Annotated in this window: 20 protein-coding genes; 16 read left to right on the forward strand and 4 right to left on the reverse strand. The window is 70.5% G+C overall.

Going from position 1 to position 23,994, the window contains the following annotated elements; all coding sequences use genetic code 11:
* The first annotated feature begins 50 nt into the window (after nucleotides 1–50).
* On the forward strand, nucleotides 51–602 hold the full coding sequence (locus tag HNR67_RS06110) for a TetR/AcrR family transcriptional regulator (protein ID WP_185001128.1): 552 nt from the start codon (nucleotides 51–53) through the stop codon (nucleotides 600–602).
* Nucleotides 599–2,152: an MFS transporter gene (locus HNR67_RS06115; protein WP_185001129.1), complete on the forward strand. Its 1,554-nt coding sequence runs from the start codon at nucleotides 599–601 to the stop codon at nucleotides 2,150–2,152. Before HNR67_RS06110 ends, HNR67_RS06115 begins: the two co-directional genes overlap by 4 nt.
* 50 nt (nucleotides 2,153–2,202) lie before the next feature.
* Here the strand turns inward: HNR67_RS06115 and HNR67_RS06120 are convergent, their stop codons facing one another.
* Nucleotides 2,203–3,078 carry an LLM class flavin-dependent oxidoreductase gene (locus tag HNR67_RS06120; protein WP_185001130.1) on the reverse strand — a complete coding sequence of 292 codons (876 nt, stop codon included), beginning with the start codon at nucleotides 3,076–3,078 and terminating at the stop codon, nucleotides 2,203–2,205.
* Nucleotides 3,079–3,102: 24 nt separating this feature from the next.
* Here HNR67_RS06120 and HNR67_RS06125 point away from each other — a divergent pair, with 24 nt between their 5' ends.
* Genes HNR67_RS06125 through HNR67_RS06135 form a run of 3 tightly spaced genes read left to right on the forward strand, consistent with a single transcriptional unit; the run spans nucleotide 3,103 to nucleotide 6,179 of the window.
* Complete coding sequence (locus HNR67_RS06125; protein WP_221489788.1) at nucleotides 3,103–3,939, forward strand: Cof-type HAD-IIB family hydrolase; 837 nt, start codon at nucleotides 3,103–3,105, stop codon at nucleotides 3,937–3,939.
* A gap of 34 nt (nucleotides 3,940–3,973) precedes the next feature.
* The gene (locus HNR67_RS06130) at nucleotides 3,974–4,855 is read left to right on the forward strand and encodes a glycosyltransferase family 2 protein (RefSeq protein ID WP_246492923.1); all 882 of its coding nucleotides are present in this window, start codon (nucleotides 3,974–3,976) and stop codon (nucleotides 4,853–4,855) included.
* 16 nt (nucleotides 4,856–4,871) lie between these two features.
* Nucleotides 4,872–6,179, forward strand: coding sequence for a lipopolysaccharide biosynthesis protein (locus HNR67_RS06135; RefSeq protein ID WP_185001133.1), 1,308 nt, complete (start codon nucleotides 4,872–4,874; stop codon nucleotides 6,177–6,179).
* On the opposite strand, the gene HNR67_RS06140 is transcribed toward HNR67_RS06135, so the two are convergent.
* Entirely contained in the window at nucleotides 6,172–7,116 is a 945-nt protein-coding gene (locus HNR67_RS06140; RefSeq protein WP_185001134.1) for an NAD-dependent epimerase/dehydratase family protein, read from the reverse strand. The genes HNR67_RS06135 and HNR67_RS06140 overlap by 8 nt on opposite strands.
* Before the next feature lie 81 nt (nucleotides 7,117–7,197).
* On the opposite strand from HNR67_RS06140, the gene HNR67_RS06145 reads away from it, so the two are divergent.
* Complete coding sequence (locus HNR67_RS06145) at nucleotides 7,198–7,884, forward strand: glycosyltransferase family 2 protein (RefSeq protein WP_185001135.1); 687 nt, start codon at nucleotides 7,198–7,200, stop codon at nucleotides 7,882–7,884.
* 3 nt (nucleotides 7,885–7,887) lie between these two features.
* Nucleotides 7,888–8,370, forward strand: a complete 483-nt coding sequence (locus tag HNR67_RS06150; protein ID WP_185001136.1) for a DUF2304 domain-containing protein — start codon at nucleotides 7,888–7,890, stop codon at nucleotides 8,368–8,370.
* Nucleotide 8,371: 1 nt separating this feature from the next.
* Here HNR67_RS06150 and lhgO read toward each other — a convergent pair whose 3' ends face one another.
* Nucleotides 8,372–9,559 (reverse strand): L-2-hydroxyglutarate oxidase, encoded by a 1,188-nt coding sequence (lhgO, locus tag HNR67_RS06155; RefSeq protein WP_185001137.1) that lies wholly within the window; start codon nucleotides 9,557–9,559, stop codon nucleotides 8,372–8,374.
* A 109-nt stretch (nucleotides 9,560–9,668) separates the two neighbouring features.
* Between lhgO and HNR67_RS06160 the strand changes: the two genes are divergently transcribed.
* A complete protein-coding gene (locus HNR67_RS06160; RefSeq protein WP_185001138.1) occupies nucleotides 9,669–11,633 on the forward strand; it encodes a DUF6541 family protein in 1,965 nt (654 codons plus the stop codon).
* Between the two features lie 17 nt (nucleotides 11,634–11,650).
* On the opposite strand, the gene HNR67_RS06165 is transcribed toward HNR67_RS06160, so the two are convergent.
* Nucleotides 11,651–13,507: a PIG-L family deacetylase gene (locus tag HNR67_RS06165; RefSeq protein WP_185001139.1), complete on the reverse strand. Its 1,857-nt coding sequence runs from the start codon at nucleotides 13,505–13,507 to the stop codon at nucleotides 11,651–11,653.
* A gap of 78 nt (nucleotides 13,508–13,585) precedes the next feature.
* Here HNR67_RS06165 and HNR67_RS06170 point away from each other — a divergent pair, with 78 nt between their 5' ends.
* The 8 genes from HNR67_RS06170 to HNR67_RS06205 all read left to right on the forward strand — a co-directional run bounded on the left by HNR67_RS06170 (nucleotide 13,586) and on the right by HNR67_RS06205 (nucleotide 23,972).
* Nucleotides 13,586–14,617 carry a glycosyltransferase family 2 protein gene (locus tag HNR67_RS06170; RefSeq protein WP_312986573.1) on the forward strand — a complete coding sequence of 344 codons (1,032 nt, stop codon included), beginning with the start codon at nucleotides 13,586–13,588 and terminating at the stop codon, nucleotides 14,615–14,617.
* Nucleotides 14,614–14,997, forward strand: a complete 384-nt coding sequence (locus HNR67_RS06175) for a GtrA family protein (RefSeq protein WP_312986575.1) — start codon at nucleotides 14,614–14,616, stop codon at nucleotides 14,995–14,997. The genes HNR67_RS06170 and HNR67_RS06175 overlap by 4 nt, the downstream gene beginning before the upstream one ends.
* On the forward strand, nucleotides 14,994–17,267 hold the full coding sequence (locus HNR67_RS06180) for a glycosyltransferase family protein (RefSeq protein WP_185001141.1): 2,274 nt from the start codon (nucleotides 14,994–14,996) through the stop codon (nucleotides 17,265–17,267). Before HNR67_RS06175 ends, HNR67_RS06180 begins: the two co-directional genes overlap by 4 nt.
* Nucleotides 17,264–18,475, forward strand: a complete 1,212-nt coding sequence (gene glf / locus HNR67_RS06185) for a UDP-galactopyranose mutase (protein WP_185001142.1) — start codon at nucleotides 17,264–17,266, stop codon at nucleotides 18,473–18,475. Before HNR67_RS06180 ends, glf begins: the two co-directional genes overlap by 4 nt.
* 4 nt (nucleotides 18,476–18,479) lie before the next feature.
* Entirely contained in the window at nucleotides 18,480–20,456 is a 1,977-nt protein-coding gene (locus HNR67_RS06190; RefSeq protein WP_312986577.1) for a glycosyltransferase, read from the forward strand.
* A 167-nt stretch (nucleotides 20,457–20,623) separates the two neighbouring features.
* Nucleotides 20,624–22,555, forward strand: a complete 1,932-nt coding sequence (locus tag HNR67_RS06195) for a glycosyltransferase (protein WP_185001143.1) — start codon at nucleotides 20,624–20,626, stop codon at nucleotides 22,553–22,555.
* Nucleotides 22,552–23,064, forward strand: coding sequence for a phosphatase PAP2 family protein (locus tag HNR67_RS06200; RefSeq protein WP_221491514.1), 513 nt, complete (start codon nucleotides 22,552–22,554; stop codon nucleotides 23,062–23,064). Before HNR67_RS06195 ends, HNR67_RS06200 begins: the two co-directional genes overlap by 4 nt.
* The gene (locus HNR67_RS06205; protein WP_312986582.1) at nucleotides 23,061–23,972 is read left to right on the forward strand and encodes a decaprenyl-phosphate phosphoribosyltransferase; all 912 of its coding nucleotides are present in this window, start codon (nucleotides 23,061–23,063) and stop codon (nucleotides 23,970–23,972) included. The genes HNR67_RS06200 and HNR67_RS06205 overlap by 4 nt, the downstream gene beginning before the upstream one ends.
* Nucleotides 23,973–23,994 lie beyond the last annotated feature (22 nt).

The following is a 23,994-nucleotide window of genomic DNA, read 5'->3' on the forward strand; positions in this document are numbered from 1 at the left end:
TTTAGCCTCGGAATGAGACAGTCGTGTCTCACCGGTGGTAGCGTCGTCTCATGGTGGCAGACCGAGAACGAGTGCTGCGCGCGGCTGCCGCGCTGCTGGTGCGGCGGCCCAACTCGGCGATGGCCGAGGTCGCGCAGTCGGCGGGGATCAGCAGGGCGACCCTGCACCGGCTGGTGCCCAGCCGGGACGCGCTGGTCGTCGAACTGGCCAAGCTGGCGCTGTCCGAGGGCGAGGCCGCGCTGGAGGCGGCCAAGCCGGAGGACGGGGACGCGGCCGAGGCGGTGCGCCGGGTGGTGCGGGAGCTGATGCCCATCGCGGACCTCTACGCCTTCCTCACCGGCGAGCACCAGCTCATCACCAATTCCGAGCTGGACGCGGGTTATGACCTGCTGGACAGCCGACTAACCGCGCTGATCCGGCGCGGTCAGGAATCCGGCCAGTTCCGGGTCGACCTCACCGCGGAGTGGATGGTCGAGGCGCTGGTCGCGCTGCTCACCGGCGCCGGATTCGCGGTGCTGGACGGAAAGTTGGCCTCCAGGGACGCGCCGCGCGCGGTGGCCGAACTGCTCATCGGCGGCATGCTCCGGGGAGGGGCTCAGTGAGCGAGACGAGCGAGACGACGAATACCGGTGCCGAGTTATCGCCGGTATCGCCGCGGGCGCGCTGGATCGCGCTGTCCGCGCTGGTGCTGGCGGTGCTGCTGATCGCGGTGGACGGCACCGTGCTGCACCTGGCGCTACCCATGATCACCGAGGAACTCAAGCCCACCAGCCAGGAGCTGCTGTGGATCGGTGACATCTACTCCTTCGTGCTGGCCGGCCTGCTGGTCACCATGGGCACCCTTGGCGACCGGATCGGCCGGAAGAAACTGCTGCTCATCGGCGCGGTGTGCTTCGGCCTGATCTCGGTGCTGGCCGCCTTCGCCACCAGCTCGGCGCTGCTGATCGCGGCCCGCGCGCTGCTCGGCCTGGCCGGCGCGACGATCATGCCCTCCACCCTGTCGATCATCCGGAACCTGTTCACCGACCCCAACGAGCGGGTCATGGCGATCGGTATCTGGGGTGCGATGACCGCGGCGGGCGCCGCGGTCGGCCCGGTGGTCGGCGGCGTGCTGCTGCAGAACTTCCACTGGGGCTCGGTCTTCCTGATCAACGTGCCGGTGATGGTGATCCTGCTGATCGTCGGCTGGAAGGTGCTGCCGGAGTCCAAGGACCCCAACCCCGGCGCCTGGGACCTGCCCAGTGCGGTCGCCTCGCTGGTCGGCATGATCGCGCTGGTCTACGGCATCAAGGAGATCGCCGCGGTCGGCTTCGGCCTGCCGGCCGCGATCGGCATCGGCGTCGGCGTGCTGGTGCTGGGCTGGTTCGCCCGCCGTCAGCTCAAGCTGCCGGTGCCGCTGGTGGACGTGCGACTGTTCCGCACCGGCAAGTTCAGCGGCGCGGTCTTCGCCGACCTGCTCGCGGTGCTCGCGCTCTCCGGCGTGGTCTTCTTCGGCGCCCAGTTCCTCCAGCTGGTGCAGGGCTACCAGCCCTTCGACGCCGGTATCCGGGAACTGCCGGTGACCGTCGGCTCGGTGATCTCCGGTCTGCTGGCAGGCGCCTTCGCCGCCCGGCATTCGGCGCGGGTGGTGTGCGCCAGCGGTCTTGGCCTGACCGCGCTCTCGCTGGGTGCGATCGTGTTCATCCAGGGCGACAGCCCGTACCTGCCCTTCGGCATCATCCTGCTGCTGGTCGGTTTCGGTTGCGGCGCCTCGTTCACCATCTCGGCCAGCGTGGTGCTCTCCGCGGTGCCCAAGGAGAAGGCGGGCGCCGCGGCCGCGGTCGCCGAGACCGCCTACGAGCTGGGCACGGCCCTCGGCATCGCGCTGATCGGCTCGATCATGACCGCGGTCTACCGCGCCAACGTGATCCCGCCGCCCGGCCTGTCCGCGGCGGACCTGGCCGTGGCCAAGGACTCCCTCGGCGGCGCCACCGACGTCGCCAAGGATCTCGGTGCGCTGGGGCAACAGCTGGTGGACGTGGCCAAGCACGCCTTCGTGGACGGCATGCACTGGGCCAGCGTGGCCTCGGCCGTGGTGATCGGCGTGGCCGCGGTGAGCGCCTGGTTCATGCTCAAGGGCGCGTCCGCGGACGCCTCTCCCGGCCACCACTAGGCACCGACCCGACTGGCCCGGACCACCACAGGTCCGGGCCAGTCGTCGTCTCAGGCGCGTGGGGTGAGGTGTTTCGCGGCCGCCTCGAACAAGGTCGCCTCCTTGCCCGCGTACCAGTCATCCGGCCGCGGCCAGTGCGTGACCACATCGGTGAAGCCCAGCTCGGCGGCCCGCCCGACCGCGTCGTCGAAGGCGCCGACGCTGGAGAGGGAGAACACCGGGCCGGAGTCGAGCTGCAGATAGCGCTGGATCGAGCCGGGGATCCGGTCGGTGGCGGCCAGCACCTCGTTGAACTTCTCGGTCAGCACCCGCAGGTTCGACCACCACTGCTCCACGGTGTCCCCGCCGTTGCCGGTGGTCGCCCAGCCAGAGCCGTACTCCACCGCCAGCCCCATCGCCTTGGGGCCGTTGGCCGCGAGCACCAGCGGCAGCCCGGTCGGCGCGCGGAAACCGGGCACGGTGCGCGCGTCCACCGCGGTGAAGAACTCGCCGGCGTAGTTGACGTGGTCTTCCAGGAAGAGCAGTTCGAGCAGCTCCACGAACTCCTTCAACCGCCGGAACCGGGCTGCCGGCGGCAGCACCTGGCCGCCGAGTACGGTCGCGTCGAAGCCGATCCCGCCCGAGCCGACGCCCAGGGTGAACCGGCCGCCGGAGATGTCGTCCAGGGAGAGCAGTTCGCGGGCGAAGCTGACCGGATGCCGGAAGTTGGGCGAGGCCACGAAGGTGCCAAGGCGGGCGGTGCTGGTCACGGTGGCCGCGGCGGTCAGCGTCGGCACGGTGCCGAACCACGGCCCGTCCGCCAGCGAGCGCCAGGCCAGGTGGTCGTAGGTCCACAGGTGGTCGAAGCCGAGTGACTCGGCCGTCTGCCACTTCTCCGCAGCCACCGACCAGCGGTGCTCGGGCAGGATCACAATGCCGAAACGCATGTCAGCCGACCCTAGTCGGGCAGGATGAACCCCGTGCGTAAACCTTTGCTGGTTGCCTCGGACGTGGACGGAACCCTGATCGATCCGCTGGATCGCCTCACCGAGCGCACCCGGCGCGCGGTGGCCGCGGTGCGGGCGGCAGGCATCCCGTTCGTGCTCTCCACCGGCAGGCCGCCGCGCTGGGTGCACCTGGTCAGCGATGAGCTGGAGCTGGACGGGTACGCGGTCACCGCCAACGGCGCCCTGGTCTACGACGTGGGGCAGCGCCAGGTGGTGCGCAGCTGGTTGCTGGAGCCGGTGCTGCTCGGCGACGTGGCCACCGCGCTGGCCAGGGCGATCCCCGGCTGTGCGCTCGCGGTGGAGCGGCCGCCCAACGGGGACGAGCCGACCTTCCTGCCCGACCAGCCCTACGGCGCCTTCCTCAGCGAGCACGGGTACACCCACGCCTGGCCGGAATCGCAGTCGGTGGAGGCCAGCCGGGCCGAGATCCTCGGCCACCCGGCGATCAAGCTGCTGGTCCGGCACGAGGGCATGAACAGCTCGGCGATGGCGGTGGCGGCCGAGGCCGCGCTGGCCGGGGCGGTCGGCATCACCTTCTCCACCTCGGCCGGGCTGATCGAACTGGCCTCGCCGGGCATCACCAAGGCCACCGGGCTGGCCTGGGTGTCCGAGCGGCTCGGGGTGGCGCAGGCGGACGTGATCGCCTTCGGGGACATGGCCAACGACCTGGAGATGATCGAGTGGGCCGGGCACGGGGTGGCCATGGCCAACGCGCACCCTGAGCTGATCGCGCTGGCCGACGAGGTGACCGCGAGCAACGCCGAGGACGGCGTGGCCGCCGTGCTGGAACGCTGGTTCTGAGCCACCCGCGGCAACCACTAGCATCGGATCCGTGATGGAGCTGGACGTTCTCATCCCGTACTACGGCGATCCGGACTACCTGATGAGGGCGGTGCACAGCGTTCGCGCGCTGGTGGACACCGACTGGCGGCTGGTCATCGTCGAGGACTGCTATCCCGACGGACCGGCGGTGGAGAAGCGGATCGCCGAACTCGGCGACGACCGCATCGTCTACCACCGCAACGAGTCCAACCTGGGCACCGCGGGCAACCACTTCCGCTGTGTGCAGCTGGCCGAGCGCGAGCGGTTCGTGGTGATGGGCGCGGACGACCTGCTGCTGCCCAACTACGGCAGCCAGCTCGCCGAGCTGCTGGAGCGCTACCCGGACGCCGCGCTGGTGCAGCCCGGGGTGCGGGTGATCGACGAGACCGACCAGCCGTTCCTGCCGCTGCCGGACCGGGTCAAGGCGCTGGCCGGGCCGGGCAAGAAGGAGACCGAGCTGCTCGGTGAGGCGGCCGCGGTCAGCCTGCTGCGCGGCAACTGGCTCTACACCCCGGCCATCACCTACCGCCGCGACCTCACCGCGCACCTGCCGTTCCGGGCGGGCACCGACGCGGTGCACGACCTCGGACTGGTGGTGGACGTGCTGCTGCAGGGCGGTTCGCTGGTGATCGGCGAGGAGCCCGCGTTCCAGTACCGGCGGCACCGGGCCGGGCACTCCAGCTCCGCGGCCAAGACCGGGCAGCGGTTCGAGCAGGAGCGGGACTACTTCACCCAGATCGAGGCCGAACTGCGCGAGCGCGGCTGGCACCAGGCCGCCCGCGCGGCCAAGCGGCGGCTGTTCTCCCGGCTGAACGCGCTCACCCAGCTCCCCGGCGCGGTCGCCTCCGGCCAGGGCGCGGCAGTCCGGACCCTGCTCGGGCACGCACTGCGCTGACCCTAGGGTTGGCGGCATGGCCAACTCCTCCGCGCGCTCTGCGGTGCTCATGGGACTCGGGCTCGCGGTGCTCGGCGCGTCCGGGTTCGGTTTCCTCGCCGTGGTCGGCCGGACGCTGTCCCCTGGCGACCAGGCCGGGGTGCTCGGCCTGTACATGATCATCAACATCCTGGGTCCCGGCCTGTTCGTGGCGCTGGAGCAGGAGACCAACCGGGTGCTCAGCAGCGGCACCGCGGCCGGGGTGGACCCGCGGCCGGGGATCCGGCGGGCCGCGTTGCTCGGCGCCGGGCTGGCCGGGGTGACCGTGCTGGTGGTGCTGGCGCTCTCGCCGATCCTGGTGGAGAACAACCTGGGCGGGCATCCCTCGCTGCTGGTGTGGATCGTGGTGGGCGCGCTGGCCTCGGCCGCGATCTTCTTCGCCCGCGGGCTGCTGGCGGCCGGACAGCAGCTCACCGGCTACGCCGCGAGCCTGGCCACCGAGGGCCTGAGCCGGTTGCTGCCCTGTGTGCTGCTGGCCTGGCTCGGGTACGCCGCGGCCGACGGCTACGGGCTGGTCTTCGCCCTGGGCGGCGGGTTCGCGTTGCTGGTCGCGCTGCCCTGGCTGCGCCGGGTGCTGGCCGCGACCAAGGTCATCGGCGAGCCCGCGGATCCGGTCGGCGCGGCCGCGGTGCTGGCCGGGCACAGCACCCGGACCATCGCGCACGGGCTGGCCCTGCTCGGTCTGGCCACCCTGCTCGCCCAGCTGGTGGCCAACCTGGCTCCGCTGGTGGTCACCGGCCGGATGCCGGACGCGCCCGCGGTGGCCGTGGCCTTCGGTTTCGCCTTCGTGCTCACCCGGATCCCGCTGCTGCTGTTCGGGCCGGTGCAGGCGATGATGCTGCCCGCGCTGACCGCGGCCGCGGTGCGCGGCGACCTGGCCGAGGCACGCCGCCGGGTCGGGCAGATCCTGCTCGCGGTCGCCGCCGTCGGACTGCCGGGCGCACTGCTGTCCGCGCTGGTCGGGCCGTGGCTGGTGGTGACCTTCTTCGGCTCGAAGGTGCAGCCGGATTCGCTGGACATGGGTCTGCTGGGGCTGTCCACCGTGCTGTTGATGATCGCCCAGGTGCTGCAGCCCGCGCTGGTGGCCTTCGGGCGGCACCGGGTGGTCTCGATTGGCTGGGTGATCGGCACCGCGGTGCTGGTCGCGCTGCTGGTGCTGCTGCCGATGGCGCCGATCCCGGCCGCGGTGGTGGCGCAGCTGGTCGGACCGCTGCTGGTGGTGCTGGTGACCGCGGCCGGACTGTGGCGCGCGATCGGTCACCGCGCGCCGGTCGGCGTCAGCTGACGGAAGCCCGTTCGCGGGCCCAGGCCACCACGTTGGCCACGCCCTCGGTCAGGTCGGTCGCCGGGCGCCAGCCCAGTTCGGCGTGCGCGGCCGAGGAGTCCAGCACCATCGCGGCCAGGTCGCCCGGCCGCGCGGGGGCGAACTCCGGCTCCTGGTCCACCCCGGCGGCCTTGGCCACGATCCGGTGCAGTTCCAGGTCGGAGGTCTCCACCCCGGTGCCCAGGTTGAACCGCTGTCCGCCGCCGGCCTCGGCGCTGGCCTTGACCAGCGCGTCCACGATGTCGCCGACGTAGATGTAGTCCCGGGTGTTGCCGCCCTCGCCGAAGACCTTGGTGGGCCCGCCGCTGGTCAGCGCGCCGGCGAAGATCGCCACCACGCCCGCCTCGCCGTGCGGGTCCTGGCGCGGGCCGTAGACGTTGCCGAAGGCCAGCGCGGTGAAGTCGACCCCGTGCAGCTGCCGGTACTGGCGCAGGTAGGTCTCGCCGGTGAGCTTGCTGCTGGCGTAGGGGGACAGCGGGTTGGTCGGCGCGGTCTCGGCCACCGGCAGGTCCGTGGTCGGCCCGTAGATGGCCACCGAGGAGGCGAAGAGCACCTTGCGGGTGCCTGCCGCGCGGGCGGCCTCCAGCACCGCGATGGTGCCCAGCACGTTGACCTTGGCATCGTGCAGCGGATCGGCCACGCTGGCCCGCACATCGACCTGGGCGGCCAGGTGGAAGATCACCTCGGGCTGCGCATCGGCCACCGCGGCTGCCAGCTCCGGACCGGTCACGTCGAGTTCCACGAAACGGAACCGGTCGCTGGTCACGGCCCCGGCCAGGTTGGCCGGCCGACCGTTGGACAGGTCGTCGAGCACGGTCACCTGGTGACCCTCGGCGAGCAGCCGATCGCTCAGATGGGAGCCGATGAACCCGGCTCCGCCCGTGACCAGAACTCGCATGAACGCCCCTTGTGACCGGTGTCAAGCTGGTTGGCCTACCATAGCCCGGTCGTGTTGTCCGCTGATTTGGAGCCTTCCGGCATGTCTGACCACGACGACGTCTGGGTGGTAGTACCCGTCTACAACGAAGACAAGGTCATCGCCGAGGTAGTCGAGAACACCAGGAAGACCTTCCCCAACATCGTCTGTGTGGACGACGGCAGCGCCGACCGGTCTGCCGAGGAGATCGCCCGCACGGGCGCCCACCTCGTCCGCCACCCGGTGAACCTGGGGCAGGGCGCCGCACTGCAAACGGGGCTGTCCTACGCGCTGGGCAGGCCGGGGGCGAAGTACTTCATCACCTTCGACGCCGACGGCCAGCACCGCGTGGAGGACGCGCTGGCCATGATCGCCGAGGTGAAGTCGGGCAGCTGCGATGTCGCGCTCGGTTCCCGCTTCCTCAACAAGGCGGTCACCGTTCCGTGGATCAAGCGCGTGGTGCTGCGCACCGTTGTCGCGCTGAGCCCGAAGGCGCGCAAGCTGCAGCTCACCGACGCGCACAACGGCCTGCGGGTCTTCAGCCGTCCGGTGGTCGAACGCCTGCGCATCTCGATGAACGGCATGGCGCACGCCTCGGAGATCGTCTCGTTCCTCTCCGTGGCCAATGTCCGGGTCAAGGAGGTGCCGGTGACGATCCTCTACACCGAGTACTCCATGTCCAAGGGACAGTCCCTGGTCAACGGGGTCAACATCCTGTTCGACCTCTCGGTCAAGCAGCGGGGGAACTAGGCAATGCTCATCATCCAGCTCGTCCTCCTATTGTCCGTGGTCATCCTGCTGTTCTTCTTCACCCGGCGCAGGCACAGCGTGCGGATGCAGGCAGGCAAGCGGATCGCGTTCTTCGGTTTCATCGCCTTCTGCGTGTACGCGGTGGCCCGCCCGGACGACCTCACCGTGGTGTCCAAGCTGGTGGGCGTCGGTCGTGGCGCCGACCTGCTGCTGTACCTGCTGGCGGTCGCGTTCATCTTCCTGGCGTTCAACACCTACCTGCGTTTCCGCGGGATCGACCAGCGCTTCACCGACCTGGCCCGCGCCATCGCGATCCGCGAGGCCGAGCTGGTCAACCGGGAGCGCGGGCTGAACGTGTTCACCGCGGCCGTGGCGCCGCAGCCGGTGCACGAACCGGCCGACACCGAGCCGACGGTCGCCGAGACCGAGGCCGCCGCGGTGGAGACGCCCGTCGCGTCCACCGAGGCCAAGGTCGTCACCGCTTAGTTCACGGGAGCACGGCCGCCACCTCGTCCGCGACGTGGCGGCCGATCTCCAGTGCGCTGGTCGCCGCCGGGGACGGCGCGTTCAGCACGTGCACCTGTCGTGGTGCGCGTTCGATCAGGAAGTCATCGACCAGCGACCCGTCAGGGCGCAGTGCCTGCGCGCGCACCCCGGCCTCGGATCGCACCAGGTCGGCCGCGGTCACCGCGGGCACCAGCCGGGCCAGGCTGGCCGCGAACCGGGCCGTGGAGAAGGACCGCAGCATCTCCTGCGCACCGGTGCGGGTGTGCTTGCGGGCCAGCCGCCAGAACCCGGGGAAGCCCAGCGTGCTCGCCAGGTCCCTGGGCGAGATGTCCCGCCACCGGTAGCCCTCGCGGCGCAGCGCGAGCACCGCGTTCGGGCCCGCGTGCACGCCGCCGTCGAGCATCCGGGTCAGGTGCACGCCCAGGAACGGGAAGCGCGGGTCCGGCACCGGGTAGATCAGCCCGCGGACCAGCTTGCGAGCCTCGGGCCGCAGCTCGTGGTACTCGCCGCGGAAGGGCACGATCCGGGCCGACGGGCGCAGTCCGGCCAGCCGGGCGATCCGGTCGCTGTGCAGCCCGGCGCAGTTGACCACCGCGTCCGCCCGCACCTCGCCGCCGGGCGTCACCAGCACCACCCCGTCCGGCCGCGCGTGCACCGCGCGCACCTCGGCCCCGGTGCGCAGGTCCGCGCCGTACTCGCCGAGCAGCCGCACCAGCGCCGCGCACACGCCCCGGTAGTCGATGATCCCGGTGGACTCCACCCGCAGCCCGGCAACGCAGCGCGCCGCGGGCTCGAACTCCCTGGCCTCGGCCTGGCTCAGCAGCCGGGCCGGCACCCCGTTGGCCGCCGCCCGCTCGCGCAGGGTGTGCAGCCGGGGCAGCTCGTCGGCCTCGGTGGCCAGCACCAGCTTGCCGCAGACCTCCATCGCCACCCCGTGCTCCTTGGCGAAGGCGGTCATCGAGGCGTTGCCCGCCACGCACATCCGCGCCTTGAAGCTGCCCGGCGCGTAGTAGAGCCCGGCGTGCACCACCCCGCTGTTGCGCCCGGTCTGGTGCTGCGCGTAGTCGTTCTCCTTCTCCAGCAAGGTGATCCGCTTACCGCGCGTGGCCAGCTCATGCGCCACGGCCAGTCCGAGGATGCCGCCGCCGACCACCGCGATATGTGCCATAGCGGACACCGTACGGCTCCAAATGGGCCTGGTGCGCGGGCCGAACAGGCGGATCCGTAGGCTTGGCACGACTTGTGGCCGGGGGGACGACCGGAGAGCAAGGACAAAGGTGTTCTCACTGACGGGCGCGGATGTCGCGCTGGTGCTTAGTTACGCGCTGTTGCTATTCCTGCCCGGCCTGGCCATCGCGGCCGCGGCCGGTCTGCGGGGATGGCGGCTGGTCGCGGTGGCTCCGGTGCTCACCTACGGCATCGGCGGCGCGGTCGGCCCGGTGGCCAAGCAGTTCGGGTTGTCCTGGGGGCCGGTGACCCTGCTCGGCTCGGCACTCGCGCTGTTCGTGCTGATGCTGCTGATCTACCTGGTCACCGCCTGGCTGCGCGGCCGCCGCCCGGCCAAGGCGCGGCAGGAGCCGCTGCCTGCCTGGAGCAGGCGCGCGCAGTGGGGTGTGATCGGCGCGGTCGCCTTCGCCACCCTGGTCGGCGCGTTCGTGGTGCTGATCGGCCTGCGCTCGCTGGATGCCATCCACCAGGACTGGGACGCGATCTTCCACGGCGCGGTGGTCCGGTTCATCGCCGACACCGGCGACGGCACCCCGGCCGCGCTCAAGGCGATCAACAACTACAACCTGGACAGCTTCTTCTACCCCAACGGGTACCACCTGATCGCCGCGGTGGCCTACGACATCACCGGGATGCCGATCCCGCAGGTGCTCAACGCCCAGCTCATCCTGGTGCCGCTGTTCCTGACCACCGGCCTGGTCGCGGTGCTGCGCACGATGCGCGCGCCCGCGCTGCTGGTCGGCGTGACCGCGGTGCTGAGCGCCTCCTTCTCCTCGGTGCCTTGGGACGTGCTCTGGCGCGGCCCGCTGCTGCCCTACACCACCGGCCTGGTGCTGGTGCCCGCGTTCCTGGTGCTGCTCGGCCAGGTGCTGGCCACCCGGCGGATCTGCCTGGTGCTGCTCACCGCGATCGCCGCGGTCGGCCTGGTCTCGCTGCACCCCAGCGCGGCCTTCATCGCGCTCGGCTTCGCCGTCTTCCAGATCGGCCAGCACTGGTACCGGCACCGCGCGGAGATCCTGCCAGGGGTGACCGCGCTGCTCGGCGTCGGCGCGCTGGCCGTGGTGATCGGCCTGCCGCACCTGCTCGGCGCGCTGTCCACCGCCGGTGCGGACGAGCCGGTGAACTGGGGTTCGGTCGGCTCGCCGCCCGCCGCGGTGGCCGAGCTGATCACGCTCAACCACGGTTCGCCGTTCCCGCAGTGGTTCCTGACCCCGTTCGCGCTGATCGGCCTGCTGACCATCAAGCGGCTGCGCCGGTACACCTGGTTCCTGCTCGGCTGCGGGTTCTTCGGCGTGCTGACCATGCTGGCCTACTCCTATGACCACCCGATCGTCTCGGTGCTGACCCGGCCCTGGTGGGACGACCGGTACCGGCTGGCCGCGATCGCCACCATCGGCATGATCGTGATCACCGCGAACGGCGTGCTGGTCAGCCGGGACTGGCTGCTGCACCAGCTGCGCACCAGGGATCGGCTGGCCAGGCTGCGCTTCCTGGCCCGGCCGATGGTGCTGCTGCTGGTGATGCTCAGCGTGGTCGGCGTGGCCAGCCGCGGCTTCTACGTCAGCCGCAACGCCACCCGGATGGGCTGGGGCTGGCACATCGGCGTCACGGTGACCCCCGGCGAGTGGCAGGCGCTGCAACGGATCAAGCCGATCGTCGGACCTGGCCACGTGGTGATGAACGACCCGTTCGACGGTTCGGCCTGGATGCGTGCGCTGGCCGGGCTGACCCCGGTGTTCGGGCACGTGGTCGCGCCGGAGAGCTACCAGGCGCTGGACAAGCCGCGGAAGTTGTTGCTGGAGAAGTTCAACCAGTTCGACACCAACCCGGACGTGCGCAAGGCGGCCAAGGACCTCAAGATCGAGTACGTCTACGTCAGCTTCGGCATGATCAGGGAGACCAACCGCAGGGCCAACGGCCTGCGCAACCTGGACCTGGTGAAGTCGCTGGAGATCGTGGACGACAGCCCGTCCGACCGGCTGTACCGGATCAAGCCCGGCGCGCTGGACCGCTGAGTGCCCCAGGGCCGCGGTCAGCCGACCGCGGTCCAGGCCGGGAACGTGCCGCCCGGCGGGGCGGTGGCGACCAGCAGCCTGCCGTCCTCACCGATCGCGGTCAGCGTCACCCCGTCCGGCCCGGCCACCGCGGCCGGCTGGGTGAGCACCGGGCCGCGTAGTTCCGACCAGGTCAGGTTCGCGCCCCGGCCCACGCCCACGGTCAGTGAGCCGTCGATTCGCCTGCCGTAGAGCGTGACCAGGTCGCCGGAGACCGCGAGGCCCAGCTCGGTCAGGCCCTCGGTGCCTTGCCGCACAACGGGATCCGCCCCGGCCGCGATGGCCAGCGCGCCGCTGCCCTCGACCGGGTAGGCCAGCAGTCCGCCGCCGGTCACCGGTGCTCCGGCCGGCCGTGGCGCGCGGATCGGCGCTTCGGCGGTGAAGCCCTCGCCCTGCTGCTTCCAGCGCAGCACCTCGGTGCGGGTGCTCGCCGCCACGGTCAGCCCCGGACCGACCGCGAGGCCGTCCTGCACGTCCGTGCCGCCCAGGTCCAGCCACGCCGTCGGCCAGCCGTCCGAAGTGGACTGACGCAGTGCGCTCACCCCGCCGCCGCCGTTCTTGACGAAGACCACCAGCGCGCCACCCGGGTCCTTGGCCGCCACCGGGGTGCCCACCGCGCGGCGCTGGCCGGGCAGCACCCGATCGTTGGGGCTGCCCAGTTTCGTCCAGGTCCAGGAGCCGGGGCTGGTGGTCACCACGTCCTCGGAATCGCGGCTGCGGGCGAAGACGTGCAGCCTGCCCCTGGCGTCGGCGGCCACGCTGAGCCCTGGGTTGAGCGGCGCTCCGCCGACCGCGGCCGGGCCGGACCAGGTGGCACCGGTGCGGCGCCAGTAGGTCAGCTCGCCGGAGCGCACCGCGAAGGCGTACAGCGAGCCGTCCTCGTCGGTACCGGCCCAGCTCGAACCGGCAGGCCAGCGCTGGTACTGGCGGCGCAGCCAGCCGTCGTAGGGCTCGCCGAGGCTCACCTCGGGGTCGTGCGGCACGTAGGCGCCGAAGACCTCCAGCTTGTCCCGCTGCACCCCGGGCGCCAGGTTCACCGGGGCGTCGGCCACGTTGTAGTTGCGGTAGTTCAGCTCCACCGCGGCGCGGCCGGAGCGCTGGTAGACGCGCACCGCCTCGCCGGTGAGCCGGGCGGCCATCACGTGGTCGGGGTGGTCGTTGAACCGGGCCCAGTTCCGCTGGTACCTCGGGTCGGGGCTGGGGTCCTGGGTGCGCACCACGGTCGGCCGGAACCGGCGGAACATCTCCACCAGCAGGTCGATCACCTCGCCGCGGCTGTACTCGTAGCTGCGCGGCAGCTTGCCTCCGGTCGGGGTGAGCGTGTGCAGCTTCAGCGCCTCCGCGCTGTCCTGCCAGAGCCGGGTCAGCGCGTGCTTGCCGCCGTTGGCCCGCGGATCGTTGTCCTCCGGCAGGTTCACGAACACCAGCTGGACCTCGGGCCTGCCGTCCAATGTGTACAGCTCGACGCCGTGATCAGGATCACTGTTCAGCAGTTCCGCGCGCCACCGGTCCGGCACCCCGGCCATCCGCGCGTATGCGGACCGGGTGCCAGCCTGCCGTTGCGCTGCGTAGCCATTCGCGTCGGGCTTGTCCGTTTCGCCCGCGGTCAGATACACCGCGACGGTTGGCTTCTTTGCCCGGATCCCGGCGGTCAGGTCCGGGTTCATGAAGATGAGATCGTCATCGGCGTGCGCGATGACCTGCATGAACCGCGCCTCGGCCGATTCCGGCCGCGCGGCGGGCCGCGGATCGGGATTGCTGCAGGCGATCAGGGCTACGCTCAGCACTCCGGCGAGCAGCAGGCTTCCCCAATGGGGGAACGAATCGCGGCGCATGACACCGAACGTAGCCATTTCTTGGACGAGTTCCCCATATCGGTGCAACCTGAAGCCAGCCTGAAGCGTCCCCCGAGCGTGACACAGACCAGAAGTCGGCGCCTGTCCGTCGTGGTGCCCTGCTTCAACGAGGAGCAGGGGCTTGCCCAACTGCACGCCACCCTCCTTGAGGTGTTACCCGCGGTGGCCGATGACTTCGAGGTGTTGCTCGTCGACGACGGCAGCAGCGACGGCACCCTGGCCGAGATGCGCCGGATCAGCGCGCTCAGCCCTCGGTTCCGCTACATCGCGCTGAGCCGCAACTTCGGCAAGGAAGCCGCCATGCTGGCCGGGCTCAGCGAAGCCTCCGGCCACGCGGTGGCGATCATGGACGCCGATCTCCAGCACCCGCCGCAACTGCTCGGCGCGATGCTGGCCAGGCTGGATGAGGGCCACGACCAGGTGGTGGCCCGGCGCACCAGGGACGGCGACGGCCGGGCCCGCACGCTGGTCTCCCGGCTGTACTACCGGCTGATCAACAAGATGGTCGAGGTGGACCTCAAGGACGGGGTCGGCGACTTCCGGGTGCTCAGCCACCGCGCGGTGCGCGCGCTGCTCTCCCTCGGCGAGTACAACCGCTTCTCCAAGGGCCTGTTCTCCTGGATCGGCTTCGACACCGCGATCGTGGACTACGACAACGTGCAGCGGGCGCACGGCAGTTCCAAGTGGAGCTTCGGCGCGCTGCTCAACTACGGCATCGACGGCGTGGTCTCGTTCAACAACCGGCCGCTGCGGATCGCCATCTACCTCGGCGCCATGGTCACCGCGCTGGCCTTCCTCTACGCCGGGTACGTGGCCCTGGACGTGATCTTCACCGGGGTGGACGCGCCCGGCTACGCCACCCTGATGGTCGGCATCGCCGGACTCGGCGGCATCCAGCTGCTCTTCCTCGGCGTGATCGGGGAGTACCTGGGCCGGATCTACTACGAGACCAAGCGCCGCCCGCACTTCCTGGTCAAGGAGGCCAGCGAGCCGCAGCCGCCCGCGCTCACCGTGCTGGGCCCCAAGGCGGTCGAGCATTCCGAGGAGCTGCACCAGCGTGCCACCGCACCCTGGGCGGTCGGCCGGTGATCCCTGGCCGGATCCTGCGTTTCGCGCTGGTCGGCGCGGTCAACACCGGCGTCTACTACGGCCTCTACCTGGCCCTGCACCAGGTGCTGCCGTACCTGGCCGCGCATGTGCTCGCCTTCTGCCTGGCCATGATCGGCTCGTACTTCCTCAACTGCCACTTCACCTTCCGCACCAAGCCGACGCTGAAGAAGTTCCTGCTCTTCCCGCTGTCCAACGCGGCCAACTTCGTCATCACCTCGCTCGGGCTCTACCTGCTGGTCGACCTGGGCGGGATGAACTCCACCATCGCGCCGCTGCTGGTCGCGGTGCTGGCCATCCCGGTCACCTTCGTCGTGTCCCAGCTTGTGCTGGTGGGTAAGGAAAAGGCAGCCGTTCGGTGAAAATCTGGCTCAACCGCGCGAGTGTTCCGGTCGGCCTCTGCGTCTTCGTCGCGCTGTTGGCCCAGGTTCCGTTGCTGCACAACCCGACCTTCTACTTCACCGACGACAGCGCGGCCCAGTTCCTGCCCATGTGGCACCGGCTGGGCGAGCAGCTGCTGGCCGGGAACTGGCCGCCGCTGCTGGACAACGACGCCTGGATGGGCGGCAACCTGGCCGCCGAGGCGCTCTTCGGCGTGTGGAACCCGGTCAACCTGGCCAACTACGTCCTGGTGGCCGGGCTGGACGACCTCGCGCTGGCCGCCACCGTGGTCAAGACCGAGTTCCTGGTGCTGCTGGCACTCGGCGTCTACCTGCTCTGCCGGGAGTACGGCGCGGCCCGCTGGGCCGGTGCCGCGCTCGCGGTCGCGCTGCCCTTCGGCGGCTTCACCCTCTACTTCCAGGCCAGCACCTGGGTGGCCGGGCTGATGGCCTTCGCCTGGGTGCCCTACGTCTGGTGGTCGGCCCGGCGCACCGCGCGCGGACAGCTCTACGCGGTGTGGCCGTTCGTCTTCGGCGCGCTGTGCGTGACCAACGGCAACCCCTACGGCGTGCTCGGCGTGTGCGCGGTGCTGCTCGGCCTGCTGCTGGAGTTCTGGCTGCGCAAGGACAAGCGCGCGGTGTACCGGGTGCTGCTGGTCGGCGGCTGCGTGGCCGCGGTGGTGCCGCTGGTGTTCCTGCCGCTGCTGGGCGCCTCCACGGTCGGCCTGCGCACCGGCAAGGAGCTGTTCAACCTGGGGCAGCTGGTGCCTGCCTTCACCGACCTGCTCAACCTGAGCATGCCCAGCCACCTGCCGAGCATCCGGACCTTCAACCCCAACGCGTTCCGGATGACCGTGCCTGCCACCTACTTCGCCTGGTTCGTGCTGCCGCTGCTGGCCTGGCTGGACTTCGGCGTGCTCCGGCGCCGCTGGCGGGAGCTGACCGCGGCCTTCGTGGTGGCAGGCGGCTACCTGCTGCTCAGCCTCGGCCCGTCCAACCTGTGGATGTTCCGCTGGCCGCTGCGGCACGTGGAATCGCTGTTCCTGGCCCTGGCCGTGCTCACCGCCGTGCTGCTCAGCGCCGGCCTGCGCACCGACCGGCTGCGGCTGCGGATCCTGGCCACCGGCGGCATCCTGCTGCTCAGCGGCTACCTGGCCTTCGCCGCCTGGCCCAAGATCTCGCTGCGGCACCTGTTCTCGCTGGCCCTGCTCGCCGGGCTGACCGCGCTTGTCGTGCTGGCCGCCCGCCGGGGCGGGCGCTGGACCGGGCGGCTGAGCGCGGCGGTGCTCTGCGGCGGCACCGCGATCGTGCTGCTGCTGCAGACCACCTGGCAGCCGTACAACGCCGACGTGGCCGGGTACAGGTTCCCGCAGTCGACGGATCAGCTGCACGAGCAGTTCGCCAAGCGCTACCGGGGCACCACCGTGCAGATCGCCGACCGCGGCCTGCCAGGCCCCAACGGGGAGAACCGGGACCTGCTCTTCGGCAACATGTACGCCGCCGCCGGGGTGCCCACGCTGACCGCCTACACCGGCATGGGCTTCAAGCCGCTGCACAAGGCGCTGTGCCTGACCTTCTACGGCGGCACCTGCCGCAAGGCCTATCCGGCGCTGTTCCAGCCCACCGAGTCGGGCAGGTCACTCGCAGACCTGCTGCGGGTCGAGACCATCGTGGTCCAGCGCAGCTTGTTCACCACACCGGAGGTCAAGGCACCCCCGATCCCGGGCGCGAAGATCGAACCCGACCCGCTCGCCGGCCTGCCCGAACCCTCCTATCCACCCGTCGTGTACCCCGGCTGGCGGGTCGAGGAAAGTAACGATGCGGTCACAGTGCTCCGGCGCATCCAGCCGTTGGAGTGGTCCGAAGGTCGGTTGAGCCAGGTTGGCGCCGGGGTCCGGATCGAGGCCGACAAGATGGCTGGGCAGCGCACTGAGCTGGTGCGTTTCAGCAGATCAGGGCCAGTGGAGAGCAAAGCGGAGCTGACGTTCGCCCGGCTGAACTGGCCGGGGTACAGCGCGACCGTGAACGATCAACCGGTTGCGGTGCGTAATGGCCCGGCAGGCACGGTGGTGGTGGAGCTGCCGGCGGGAGTCCGCTCCGGTGAGCTGCGCCTGCACTGGGACCCACCCGGTTTCAAGATCGGGATTGGTTCGGCGCTGGCCGGTCTGCTGGCCGCGCTGGCCCTGTGTGTCGTGCAGTTCCGTAGTCGCCGGCGTACCGCGGGCGACGGCCGATTCGGAGGTTTCAGATGACGTCGGTACCCTGGCTTGCCGTGAGCTTCGCGGGTTACGACCTGATTGTCGTCGGTTCCGGATTCTATGGCCTTACTGTCGCTGAACAGACCGCCAGCAAGCTGAACAAGCGCGTGCTGGTGATCGATCGACGCGACCACATCGGCGGCAACGCCTACTCGGAGGCCGAGCCCGAAACGGGTATTGAGGTGCACAAGTACGGTGCGCACCTCTTCCACACCTCCAACAAGCGCGTATGGGAGTACGTGAACCAGTTCACTGAGTTCACCGACTACCAGCACCGCGTCTTCGCCATGCACGACGGGCAGGCGTTCCAGTTCCCCATGGGGCTGGGCCTGATCTCCCAGTTCGTTGGCAAGTACCTCACGCCTGAGGAAGCGAAGGCGTGGGTGGCCGAGCAGGCCGCCGAGATCGACTCCAAGGACGCCAAGAACCTGGAGGAGAAGGCGATCTCGCTGATCGGGCGCCCCCTCTACGAGGCGTTCGTGCGGGACTACACCGCGAAGCAGTGGCAGACCGACCCCACCGAGCTGTCCGCCGCGATCATCAGCAGGCTGCCGGTCCGCTACAACTTCAACAACCGGTACTTCAACGACACCTACGAGGGTCTGCCGGTCGACGGCTACACCGCGTGGCTGGAGAAGATGGCCGCGCACCCGAACATCGACGTTCGGCTGAGCACCGACTTCTTCGACATCAAGCACGAGATCCCCGAGGGCACCCCGATCGTCTACACCGGGGCGCTGGACCGGTACTTCGACTACTCCGAGGGCTGGCTGGGCTGGCGTACCGTCGACCTCGTGCCGGAGGTGCTGCCGATCGGCGACTTCCAGGGCACGCCGGTGATGAACTACAACGACGCGGACGTCCCCTACACCCGCATCCACGAGTTCCGGCACTTCCACCCGGAGCGCGACTACCCGACGGACAAGACGGTCATCGTCCGCGAGTACTCCCGCGCCGCGGAGAAGGAAGACGAGCCGTACTACCCGATCAACACCGCCGAGGACCGCCAGAAGCTCGAGCGTTACCGCGAGCTGGCGAAGGCCGAGGCGAAGGAGCGCAAGGTGATCTTCGGCGGTCGCCTCGGCACCTACAAGTACCTGGACATGCACATGGCCATCGGGTCGGCGTTGTCGGCGTACGACAACAAGATCGCCCCTTACTTCACCGAGGGTCGCGCTTTCGACGGCTCCCTGGAGGACTGAGAACGTGACGGAGCAGCAGGTTGGCGGCACCCCAGCCGTCGCAGAACACGCCCAGGACAGCAAGCTCAGCGACGTCACCTCGTCGCGGGTGGCGCCGAAGAACGACGAGGTGCCTGCCAGCCAGATCCTGTGGCGGATCATCCTCCCGCGGGAGGACGACCCGCTGGACGTTCGGCCGCTCTACCTGGACGAGCCGGAAACGGCCGCCAACCGCTGCCTCGTCACCTCGCGCCGGTCGGTGACCGTTCCGGCCTCGGCGAAGGTGTCCTTCTCCACCTACTTCAACGCGCTGCCCGCCTCCTACTGGAAGCGGTGGACCACGGTCAACGAGACCGTGCTGCGCATGACGGTCAAGGGCGCCGGGCGGATCGACGTCTACCGCTCCAAGGCCAACGGCGACATCGTGCACCTGCAGGGCCGGCCGGTGCGCAGCACCAAGGCCGCCACCACGCTGGAGTTCCGGGTCTCCCTGCAGCCGTTCGAGGACGGCGGCTGGATCTGGTTCGACGTCTTCACCGACGACACCGCGCTGGAGATCCGGGACGCCGCCTGGACCACCGAGCAGGAGCTGCCCACCCAGCGCACCGCGGTCGGCATCACCACCATCCGCCCGGCGGACGCGGTGATCGCCCTGCAGGCCCTCGGTGAGGACCCGGCCGTGCTGGACGTGGTCGGCAAGATCGTCGTGGTCGACCAGGGCCCGAACCAGAAGGTCAAGGACACCCCCGGCTTCGACAAGGCCGCCAAGGTGCTCGGCGACAAGCTCGAGGTCATCGAGCAGGCCAACCTGGGTGGCTCCGGCGGTTTCGCGCGGGTGTTCTACGAGTTCCTGGAGAACACCAACTGCGAGCAGGTCATGCTGCTCGACGACGACGTGCGCCTCGAGCCGGACAGTGTGCTGCGCGCCAACGCGTTCACCCGCGCGCTGATCAACCCGGTGGTCGTCGGCTCGCACATGATGAACCTGCAGGCCCGTACCCGGCTGCACAGCATGGGCGAGGTCGTCGACCTCAAGGAGTGCTTCTGGCGGGCCGCGCCCGGCGCGATGACCGATCACGACTTCGGCACCGACTCGCTGCGCGACACCAAGGAACTGCACGCCCGCATCCACGGCACCTACAACGGCTGGTGGATGTGCTCCTTCCCGCGGCAGATCGTGGAGGAGATCGGCCTGCCGCTCCCGCTGTTCATCAAGTGGGACGACGCCGAGTACTCGCTGCGCGCGCTGGAGCACGGCTACCCGACGGTCAGCCTGCCCGGCTCGGCGATCTGGCACATGCCGTGGACGGACAAGGACGACGCCACCGACTGGACGGCGTACTTCCACGTGCGCAACCGGCTGATCATGGCCGCGTTGCACTCCCCGTACGACGTGCGCGGAACACTGCTCAAGCAGGGCCTCAAGTCCTCGCTGCGGCACCTGTTCTCCATGGAGTACTCCACGGTGATGCTGCACCAGAAGGCCATCGAGGACTTCCTGGCGGGGCCGGACAAGCTGTTCGCGAACCTGCCCACCGCACTGGGTGAGGTGCGCGAGCTGCGCAAGGGCTACACCGACGCGCAGATCCTGCCCTCCGCCGGTGAGTTCCCGGCCCCGACCTTCGACCCGGTGAAGGCCGAGCGGCTGCTCAAGCCGCCGGTGAACCCGGTCGTGATCGCGGCTCGCGCGGCGCTCTCGCTGGCCCACCACCTGCAGGAGCCCAGCCAGGAAGCGCTGGATCGCCCGCAGATCAACGTGCCTGCCCAGGGCGCGCGGTGGTTCCTGCTCGGCGCGCTGGACAGCGCCACCGTGTCCAACGCCGACGGCAGCGGGGTCGCCTTCCGGCGGCGGGACCCGAAGGTGTTCCGCCAGCTCATGGCCCGCGCGGCGGCCAACCACCGCCGCCTGGTCCAGGAGTGGCCGCGGCTCAAGCGCGCCTACCGCAAGGCGCTGCCCGAGCTGACCAGCCGGGACGCGTGGAAGCAGACGTTTCACGGCTGATCCTGACTAGGCAGAACCACCCGATGGGCTGATCTTGTAAGCCTTGAGGTTTGTCTGAAGTGGACCGATGCCCAAGAGGGGGCGGCGAATTGGCCGCCCCCTCTTGGGTTTTTCTGTGTCGCGTGTGATCTCCACCCACGCCCCCGCTCCCAGACGAGGTCCCCACGATGTCCAGCTCGACCACGGCGCAGCCCGTGAGCCCGCCCCAGCAGCCCGCCGCACCGCCCGGCACGTTGTTGCAGCGGATCATCCTGCCTCGGCCCGGCGACCCGCTGGACGTGCGCGCGCTCTACCTGGACGAGGACCGGACCAACCAGCGGCGGGCGAAACCGTTGTCCCGCACCGCGTTGCGCATCCCGGAACAGTCCGAGATCTCCTTCGCCACCTACTTCAACGCCTTCCCGGCCAGCTACTGGCGGCGCTGGACCACGCTGGAACAGGTCGAACTGCACCTGAGCGTGGACGGGGACTGCCGGATCGACCTGTACCGCTCCAAGGCCGACGGCACCCAGATCCACGTGGGTGGCGAGGTGCGTGAGGGCGGCTCGCGCTCGGACCTGAAGTTCGTGCTGGACCTGGCCCCGTTCGAGGACGGCGGCTGGTACTGGTTCGACATCACCACCGAGGAGGAGCACGAGGTCACCCTGCTCGCCGCGGCCTGGCACGCCGGGGTCGAACCACTGCGCGCGTCCTCGGTGGCCATCGGCATCTGCACCTTCAACCGGCCGGATGACTGCGTGGGCGCGCTGGCCGCGATCGGCGCCGACCCGCTGGTGCTGGCCGCCGTGCAGGCGGTCATCGTGGCCGACCAGGGCAGCAAGAAGGTCAGCGACGCCAACGGGTTCGAGGTCGCCGCGGCCCGGCTCGGCGAGCGGCTGCGGGTGTTCGACCAGCCGAACCTCGGCGGCTCCGGCGGGTTCGCCAGGGTCATGCACGAGGCGGTGCGCGGCACCGACTGCGAGCAGATCTTGTTGATGGACGACGACATCGTGATCGAGCCGGACTCGATCCTGCGCGCGCTGGCCTTCGCCCGCTACGCCGAGCACCCCACCCTGGTCGGCGGGCAGATGCTCAACCTGCAGGCCCGCTCGCACCTGCACTCCATGGGCGAGGTGGTGGACCGGCGCAAGTTCATGTGGCGGGCCGCGCCGAACGTGCGTTACGACCACGACTTCGCCAGGGAGTCCCTGCGCGAGGCGCACCTGCTGCACCGGCGCATCGACGTGGACTACAACGGCTGGTGGATGTGCCTGATCCCGCGGCAGGTGGTGGAGAAGATCGGGCTGCCGCTGCCGCTGTTCATCAAGTGGGACGACGCGGAGTTCGGGCTGCGGGCCGGCCGCGCGGGCTACCCGACCGCGACCCTGCCCGGGGTGGCGATCTGGCACATGCCGTGGTCGGACAAGGACGACTCCACCGACTGGCAGGCGTATTTCCACCTGCGCAACCGGCTGGTGGCGGCCGCGCTGTACAGCCCGCACCCGCGCGGTGGCGAGCTGGTCCGGCACAGCCTGCGCAGCACGCTCAAGCACCTGCTGTCCCTGGAGTACTCCACGGTCGCGCTGCAGGACATGGCCATCCGGGACTTCCTGGACGGGCCGAAGTCGTTGTTCCGCAAGCTGCCCACCGCGCTCGGCGAGATCCGCGAGCAGCGCGGCGAGTACGACGACGGGCGGGTGCTGCCCTCGGCCCGGCGGCTGCCGCTGCCCTCGATGGACGCGGTGAAGGCCGAGCGGTTCCTGCGCCCGCCGGGCACCCCGCTCACCATCGCCCGCACCGTGCTGTCCGCGATCGTGCGCAACGTGCTGCCCACCAACACCAAGCACCTGCTGCGCCCGCAGCTCAACATCCCGGCCCAGGACGCCCGCTGGTTCCTGCTGGCCCGGCTGGACGGCGCGACCGTGGCCACCGCGGACGGGCGCGGGGTGGCCTTCCGCAAGCGCGATCCGCGGATCTTCTGGCGGCTGCTCAGCCGCGCGCTGGGCAATCACCTGCGGCTGCTGCGCGAGTTCCCGCGCAGCCGCAAGGACTTCCGCCGCGCACTGCCCGACCTGACCGCGCACGAGGCGTGGCAGCGGGCCTTCGGCGGCGACCGGTGAAGCTGGAACGCCTTGCCGTGCAAGGCATCCAGCGCGCGCTCTCGGATCAGCGGGCGATCACCGCGGCCAGGCTGCTCTCCGGCTTCGGCGAGCACGCCGCCGGCTGGCTGGCCGTGGGCGCGGCCGGTGCGGCCCTGGACCGCCGCCGCCGTCCACAGTGGATCGCGGCCACCGCGGGGGTGGCACTGGCGCACGCGGCCTCGATCGCGGTGAAGCGGGCGGTGCGCAGGCCGCGCCCGGACCACCCGGAGATCGAGATCCGCACCGGCACCCCCAGCAAGCTCAGCTTCCCGTCCGCGCACGCCACCAGCAGCACCGCCGCCGCGGTGCTGCTGGGCGGCCTGGCCGGCAGGAACGCCACCCCGGTGCTGCTGACCGCGGTGGTGCCGCCGATGGCGCTGAGCAGGCTGGTACTCGGCGTGCACTACCCCAGCGACGTGCTGGCCGGAGCCGCCCTCGGCGCCGCGGTCGGCGCGGGCGTGCGCTCGGCCATGGGCCTGCTCCGGTGACCGCCTCGGCGATCGCCCCGGCCCCCAGCCTGGGCCTCGGCGTCCAGCTCCGCGGCCTGGCCCGCGCGCTGCGACCCCGCCAGTGGGTGAAGAACGTGCTGGTCCTGGCCGCCCCGTTCGCCAGTGGCACGGTCGGCGACCCCAGGGTGCTGGCCGCCGCGGGCATCGCCTTCGCCGCCTTCTGCCTGGCCGGCTCGGCCATCTACCTGGTCAACGACGTCCAGGACGTCGAGGCCGACCGCGCGCACCCGGTGAAGTGCCGCCGCCCGATCGCCGCCGGCATCGTGCCGCCCCGGCTGGCCCTGGCCCTGGCCGCGGTCCTGCTGACCGCCGCCCTGGCCACCTCCACGGTGGCCTCGCTGGACCTCACCGCGGTGGTCGCGGTCTACCTGGCCGTGCAGGTCGGCTACTGCCTGGCGCTCAAGCACCAGCCGGTGATCGACCTGTGCATCGTGGCCTCCGGCTTCCTGCTGCGCGCCATCGCGGGTGGCGCCGCCGCGGGCATCCTGCTCTCCCAGTGGTTCCTGCTGGCCGCGGCCTTCGGCTCGCTGTTCATGGTGGCAGGCAAGCGCTACGCCGAACTGCGCTACGCCGAACGCACCGGCGCCCGCATCCGCCGCAGCCTGGACCGCTACTCCTCGTCCTACCTGCGCTTCGTCTGGGGCAGCTCGGCCACCGTCCTGATCATGACCTACGGCCTGTGGGCCTTCGAGATCCGCGAACGCTCCCACTCGGTCTGGGCCGTCCTGTCCATGATCCCCTTCGTGATGGCCGTCCTGCGCTACGCCGTGGACGTGGACAGCGCCAACGCGGGCGCCCCCGAACACCTGATCCTCTCCGACCGCCCGCTCCAGGCCCTCGGCCTGTGCTGGCTGGCCACCCTCTCGGTCGCGGTCTACTTGAGCTGATCTTGGACGAAAGCAGTACTCG

Origin of the sequence: Crossiella cryophila (assembly GCF_014204915.1) — a bacterium.
Lineage (GTDB): Bacteria > Actinomycetota > Actinomycetes > Mycobacteriales > Pseudonocardiaceae > Crossiella > Crossiella cryophila.